The 6,000-nt window shown below is 66.4% G+C and carries 6 protein-coding genes and 1 pseudogene; 4 read left to right on the top strand and 3 right to left on the bottom strand.

Annotation, left to right across the window (positions count from 1 at the left end; genetic code table 11):
• Nucleotides 1–71: 71 nt before the first annotated feature.
• Nucleotides 72–596: a c-type cytochrome gene (locus tag ABIC51_RS36135; protein ID WP_146253894.1), complete on the bottom strand. Its 525-nt coding sequence runs from the start codon at nt 594–596 to the stop codon at nt 72–74.
• Nucleotides 589–1,845, bottom strand: coding sequence for a sulfite dehydrogenase (soxC, locus tag ABIC51_RS36130; protein ID WP_027789308.1), 1,257 nt, complete (start codon nt 1,843–1,845; stop codon nt 589–591). The genes ABIC51_RS36135 and soxC overlap by 8 nt, the downstream gene beginning before the upstream one ends.
• A gap of 310 nt (nt 1,846–2,155) precedes the next feature.
• Between soxC and ABIC51_RS36125 the strand changes: the two are divergent.
• The 4 genes and pseudogenes from ABIC51_RS36125 (at nt 2,156) to ABIC51_RS36110 (ending at nt 4,852) form a co-directional block, all read left to right on the top strand.
• Nucleotides 2,156–3,036 (top strand): annotated as a pseudogene (locus ABIC51_RS36125) (NmrA family NAD(P)-binding protein).
• A gap of 33 nt (nt 3,037–3,069) precedes the next feature.
• Nucleotides 3,070–3,444, top strand: coding sequence for a hypothetical protein (locus ABIC51_RS36120; protein WP_027789306.1), 375 nt, complete (start codon nt 3,070–3,072; stop codon nt 3,442–3,444).
• Nucleotides 3,445–3,516: 72 nt separating this feature from the next.
• Nucleotides 3,517–4,230, top strand: coding sequence for an SDR family oxidoreductase (locus tag ABIC51_RS36115; RefSeq protein WP_175861439.1), 714 nt, complete (start codon nt 3,517–3,519; stop codon nt 4,228–4,230).
• Between the two features lie 160 nt (nt 4,231–4,390).
• Nucleotides 4,391–4,852 carry a MarR family winged helix-turn-helix transcriptional regulator gene (locus tag ABIC51_RS36110; protein WP_060217294.1) on the top strand — a complete coding sequence of 154 codons (462 nt, stop codon included), beginning with the start codon at nt 4,391–4,393 and terminating at the stop codon, nt 4,850–4,852.
• 37 nt (nt 4,853–4,889) lie between these two features.
• Here the strand turns inward: ABIC51_RS36110 and ABIC51_RS36105 are convergent, their stop codons facing one another.
• A complete protein-coding gene (locus ABIC51_RS36105; RefSeq protein ID WP_175897557.1) occupies nt 4,890–5,945 on the bottom strand; it encodes an SDR family oxidoreductase in 1,056 nt (351 codons plus the stop codon).
• Nucleotides 5,946–6,000: the final 55 nt, after the last annotated feature.

Raw genomic sequence — 6,000 nt, 5'->3', positions numbered from 1 at the left:
GACGCATGGCGCGATGCGCGCGGATGGGCTACCTGATGCGGCCGATCCGGCGGCAAGCGGAGCGAGACGCATCATAGCTTGCCCGGCCTCGGGTCGGGCACGAAGCCGTCGCGGTTCGGCATCTTCACGCGTGGCAGCGTGCGCGCGTCGAGCCGGGCGTCGCCGGGCACGATGCCGTTCAGGTGGAGGACGTACGCGGTGGCCGCATAGACGTCGTCCGCGCTCAGCGATTGCGGCGCGTTGTACGGCATCGCACGGCGAATGTAGTCGAACAGCGTCGTCGCGTACGGCCAGTAGCTGCCGACCGTCTTTTTGGGCTTCGCGCTCGCGAGCGAGCCGATGCCGCCGACGAGCGGATCGCCGACACCGCCTTCGCCGCCGGCGCCGTGACACATCGCGCATTTGTCGGCGAACACGTGGCCGCCGCGTGCGACCGTGCCCGCGCCGGGTGGCAGGCCGGTGCCGTCCGGGGCGACGTCGATGTCCCACGCGGCGAGCGCCGCGCGATCGACTGGCTGTCCGAGGCCGAAGCCGGCGCCGAACGCGCCCGACGTTATCGCGCAGCCCGCCAGCAGGCAAACGAGCACCTTACGCATTGCGCACCTCGCCGTCCGTGCCGACGCGCCAGTTCTGAATGCCGTTGTAGTGATACTGCGAGTTCAGGCCGCGCGCGGCGACGAGCGCGTCGCGGGTCGGCTGCACGTAGCCGGTTTCGTCGGTTGCCCGGCTTTGCAGGTCGGCCGGCTCGCCGCGCCATATCCAGTCGGCCTCGAAGCGCGTCAATGCGCGGTCGCGCGCGTCGCCGGCGAGCCGTGCCGGCCGCCACGTGCGACCGCCGTCGGTCGACACGTCGACGGCGCGAATTCGGCCACGGCCCGACCACGCGTAGCCGCTGATCGGGTAATAGCCGTGCGCGGCGAGCCGGTGCCCGGCCGATGGCCGCGTGATGACCGACTTCGCGTCCATCTCGAACACGAACTGGCGCGCGCAGCCGTCGGGCAGCAGATTCGTATATTTCGACGTTTCCTCGCGCGTCATCTCCGGCGCGCGCACCAGTTTCAGCCGTCGCAGCCACTTGATGTTCGTATTGCCTTCGAAACCCGGCACGATCAGCCGCACCGGGTAGCCGTTCTCCGGGCGCAGCCGTTCGCCGTTCTGCGCATAGACGACCAGCGCGCGCTCGAGGATCCGGTCGAGCGGCAGGCTGCGCGTCATCGCCGCGCCGTCCGCGCCTTCGGCGAGCAGCCAGCGTGCGTCGGCATCGACGCCCGTTTCATCGAGCAGCGTCGACAGCCGGACGCCGGTCCATTCGCAGCACGACAGCAACCCGTGCGTGAACTGAACCGGCAGCCCGCTCGGGCCGTTCCATTCGCTGCCCGTGTTGCCCGAGCATTCGAGGAAGTGGATCCGCGATTCGGACGGAAAACGCAGCAGGTCGTCGATCGTGAAGACGCGCGGCTCGCGCACGAGGCCGTGCACGACGACGCGATGGCGCTGCGCATCGATATCCGGCACGCCCGCGTGATGACGCTCGTAGACGAGCCCGTTCGGCGTGATGTCGCCGAACAGGTCGGCGAGCGGCGTCATCGACGAGCCGGAGCCGGGCAGCGCGGGCGTGCGGGCGCTGCGACGGATCACGTCGCGCTCGTGCTGCCCCGGCGCGCCGTACGGTGGCGACAGCAGCGGCGCACCGGGCGCGCGCGTCCACGGAGGCACGTCGAGCGGCTGGCTCGCGAGCGCGCCGCCGGTGGGCAGCATCGCGGCCGCCCAGCCGCCGGCGAGTTGGCGCAGCGCCGCGCGCCGGCCGGAGCGCGGTGCTCGGGGAGGAAAACGGGAATCGGTCATGGTCGAGCGCGTGTAGCACGCGGGAGCCGCGCGGGGAAACGATGATTTTCGGCAACCGGGCGCGGCGCGGCAAACAACGATTCCCGCTTTGCTTATCGCGACTATTTCACGGGCGTACAACGCGTGGCCGGTCGAAGCGCTGAGTTCAGACGGAACGCTCTCCGCCTCGATGCTCGCCAACAATGCCGCCTGCCGAACCCGGCGTGATGTTATCCGGGGCGCCAACCAAAAAAACTTGACGTTGAGAGCACATGCTCCTATTCTTCGTCTCAAGGGAGCATATGCTCTCACTTTCGAACGGAGCGAAACGATGAACGAGCCTGAGATTCTTGTGAGCGGTGCAACCGGACGCCCGGCGGTATGGCGATCGACGAACTGCTCAAGATGAACAAACGCGTACGTGCCTACGTGCGCACCGATGACGATCGGGCGGCCGCCCTGAGGCAGCGCGGCGTCGATGTCGCGATCGGCGACTTCACCGGCATCGACGACATTCGGGCAGCGATGGAAGGCATCCGATCGGCGTATTTCCTTCATCCGATCGCGCCGGGGATCATCGGGGCCGCAGCCTATTTCGCACAGGCGGCAAAGGAAGCGGGGGTCACGGCGATCGTCAACATGTCGCAGATTTCCGCGCGTCGGGCGTCGCTGAGCCACGCGGCACAGGATCACTGGGTCTCCGAGCAGGTCTTCGATTGGTCGGGCGTCGCGACGACGCATTTGCGCCCGACCTTCTTTGCCGACTGGCTCGTCTATCCGCATTTTGCGCGGGAGATATGGGCCACGAAGAAGATCGAATTTCCGTTTGGCAACGGCCGTCACGCGCCCATCGCCAGCGACGACCAGGGCCGCGTGATCGCCCACCTCCTCGCCAAACCCGAAGGCCACGAGGGCAAGACCTACACGCTGCACGGCCCCGTCGAGATGAACCACGTCGAGATCGCAGAGGCGATGAGCGAGGTTCTCGGCGCCCGGATCGAATACGCGCCGACTTCCATCGAGGAATTCCGGATCAAGATGGAGACCCTTTACAAGTTTCCGCCGTTCCTCACGCAGCATCTGGTCGAAGTCGCGCAGAACTACCGAGACGGCATCTTCTCGGGCACCAACGACGCCGTCGAGAAGATCACCGGAACGCCGCCGCTGTCGGTCCAGCAGTTCGTCGAGAAATATCGGGCCGCATTCGTGTGAACACGTCCCTGAAACGAATCGAGGGGTTTGAACATGTCACCCATCCAGCCTGATCGCCACCCGTTTCTCGATGATCTGACGGCCGATGCCGAACTGGTCAGCTCGGTGTTGCGCACGCCCGTGACCGGGCGCGACGAAATCCGGCTCGCCGTCGACGCCGTCGGGACTTTTTACGTCTCGCAGACGCCCACGTTTGTTCAGGCCGTCGGCTCACGGCTCTTTCTCGAATACGAGGCCGTACTGACGAGCGGCGAGACGCTGAGCGCGGTCGTGGTCGTCGATCGCAATGCCGACGGCTCGGTGCCGCGAGTCAGCGTGCGAATGAGCCCGCTTGGCGCCGTACTGACGCTCGCGACCCATCTGCGGGAGTCGCTTTCGAAGCAGTTGCCGGAGCACGTCTTTCTTTGAGCCAAGCACCCGCGTGCTCGTAGCGGGCGTCGACACGCCCCCGACACGCGGCTTTTGAAACAGGAGCTTGTCATGGATATCAAGAACGCCACCGTCTTCATCACCGGTGCCAATCGCGGCCTGGGCCTCGCTTTTGCACGCGAGGCGCTGCGGCGCGGGGCGGCGAAAGTGTACGCCGGTATGCGCAACACGAGCGGTTTCGACGAGCCGGGCATCGTGCCGGTCAGAATCGATGTCACGGATCCGGCGTCGATCGCCGAGGCCGCGAAACGGGCGGCCGACACGACCCTGCTGATCAACAACGCGGGCATTGCCGCGCTGATCGACGGGCCTTTGGCGGCCGACGTGCAAGCGCAGTCCGCCCGCTTGTTCGATACCAACTACTACGGCGTGGTGCGCGTCACGCAGGCCTTCGAACAGATCCTCGCGGCCCAGCCGCATGGCGCGATCATCAACGTGCTTTCCGACATCGTGTGGCTCCCGCGGCCGAATCTGACGCCGTATGCCGCGTCGAAAGCCGCCGCCTGGAGCTACACGAACCAGCTTCGCTTTCACCTGCGCGAGCGCGGCATCCAGGTTCTCGGCTTGCACGTCGGGTTCGTGGATACCGATCTGACCAACGGCATCGACGTGCCCAAGGCCAGTCCCGGTGACGTCGTACGACGGACCTACGACGCGCTCGCCGCCGGCAAGAGCGAGGTCATGGCCGACGAGGGGACCGCGGTGCTGAAGAGCACGCTTGCGGCCGAGATACCCGGCTACATCACGCCACCGGCCGGGCTTTGAACACCGCGGTCGACACGAGCCGGATTCGGCGGCGAGACACGAGGTGCGCGGATCGTGTGCCAGCGTTGTCGCTCCCGGCTATCATCGATGGATACGACCATACCTTTGCGCGACGCGTGCGTAGCGTTCGCGCAAGGAACCGAAATCAGGAGTGCACCCGATGTTGCCCGTCAACCAGCCGCTTGGCATCGATCAATGCAACTGCTTCGCCGTAAGGAAGGCGAGCAGGCAGATCTCCCGACTCTACGATAGTCATCTCGAGCCCTCGGGCTTGCGCATCACGCAATTCCTCACGCTGGCCGCCCTGCGCGAAGTGGGAAGTACGCCGGTCAACGCCCTTGCCGAACGGCTCGATATCGAACGAACGGCGATGGGGAAGATGGTTGGCTTCCTGGAGCGCGACGGCTTCGTCACGATCAAGCCGTCGCCCACCGACGGCCGCAGCCGCCTCGTCGAACTCACCGAGGAGGGACGACGCCTGCACGAAAGAGCCTCCCCGCTCTGGCAGGAAGCGCAACGGGAGTTCGAGCAACTGAACGGTGTGGCCAATGTGACGGCGTTGCGAGAAGGGTTGAGAGGAGTGCAGATCGGCGACGTGTCGATGCGCTCGTCGCAAGACTGAGTAGTCATTCGACGAAGGGCGATGAAATCCGCTGTCGTTATCGCTGGCCGGCATCGCGCAGCAGCCCGAGGCACACGAGGCTTTCGGCCGTGGCGACAATGGCGTCCTCGCGCGGGCGGGGCGACCAGCCGAGCAAGCTGACGGCCTTCTGGCTGGTGGCGTTCAGGTTGCGGCCGAGCAGCGGCAGCGATCCTCGCAGCGCAGGATCCCTGAGTGCGCCGATGCGCACCAGCCAGTCGGGCAGCACCCGGGTGGACACATGGCGCGCGGCATCCCCCATGCGCGCCTTGAGCACCTGCGCGACTTCGGCGAGCCACATGCTTTCGCCGGCAATGGCAATGAAGCGCTCTCCGTTCGCGGCGTCGTGGGTCATCGCCCGCACATGCAGGTCGGCGACGTCGCGCACGTCGACGAAGCCGGAATTGATGCGCGGATTGCCGGGCTGGCCGTTCAGCATGCCCCTGATCAGGCGGATGGAGTGCGAATAGTCGTCGCCGAGCACGGGCCCGACAACCGTCACCGGGTTGATCGCGGACAGTTGCATGCCGCGTCCTTCTCGCGCGATGAAGTCCCACGCCGCGCGTTCCGACAACGTCTTCGACTTCTGATAAGGCCAGACATCGGCGGCCGTCAGGTTGCTCCAGTCGGTCTCGTCGAAGGGGCGGCTCATTGGCCCGTGTCCGGCGCAGATCGCACCGAAAGCGGAGGTCAGCACGACGCGCTGGACACCCGCGTCCCGCGCCGCACGCAGCACGCGCAGCGTGCCTGCCACGGCGGGCTTGACCCAATCGTCTTCACTCGTCTGCGTGCCGGTGGGCGTGGGCGACGCGCCATGCACGACGTAGGCGCAGCCGGCGGTTGCCTGTTGCCAGCCGTCGTCGGCGAGGAGATCCGCCTCGACGAATGACAGGCGATCTCCGGGTTCTGCGCCGCCTCTTTCGAGCTGGGCGCGCACCTGCGTCTCGCGTGCGAGCGAGCGGACGGTGGTTCGTACCTGATAGCCGCGATGCAGCAGCGCCAGGATGCAGTGTTGTGCAATGAAGCCGGTGCCGCCCGTTACGAGAACCGATTCGAGGCTGGATGTGCTGTTCATGTCGTTGAATGTCAGGGACGAAGAACCGGAAGGTTAAGGGCCGGTCTGCCGCGTG

Origin of the sequence: Burkholderia sp. 572 (genome assembly GCF_040545135.1) — a bacterium.
Taxonomy (GTDB): domain Bacteria; phylum Pseudomonadota; class Gammaproteobacteria; order Burkholderiales; family Burkholderiaceae; genus Burkholderia; species Burkholderia cepacia.
Note: the sequence above shows the minus strand (reverse complement) of the source record. Positions and strands in the feature narration are given on the sequence as shown.

Bases quoted from the DNA above. Each gene is read 5' to 3' on its own strand.
- ABIC51_RS36135 (WP_146253894.1), bottom strand. From the start codon at position 596: ATGCGTAAGGTGCTCGTTTGCCTGCTGGCGGGCTGCGCGATAACGTCG.
- soxC (WP_027789308.1), bottom strand. From the start codon at position 1,845: ATGACCGATTCCCGTTTTCCTCCCCGAGCACCGCGCTCCGGCCGGCGC.
- ABIC51_RS36120 (WP_027789306.1), top strand. From the start codon at position 3,070: ATGTCACCCATCCAGCCTGATCGCCACCCGTTTCTCGATGATCTGACG.
- ABIC51_RS36115 (WP_175861439.1), top strand. From the start codon at position 3,517: ATGGATATCAAGAACGCCACCGTCTTCATCACCGGTGCCAATCGCGGC.
- ABIC51_RS36110 (WP_060217294.1), top strand. From the start codon at position 4,391: ATGTTGCCCGTCAACCAGCCGCTTGGCATCGATCAATGCAACTGCTTC.
- ABIC51_RS36105 (WP_175897557.1), bottom strand. From the start codon at position 5,945: ATGAACAGCACATCCAGCCTCGAATCGGTTCTCGTAACGGGCGGCACC.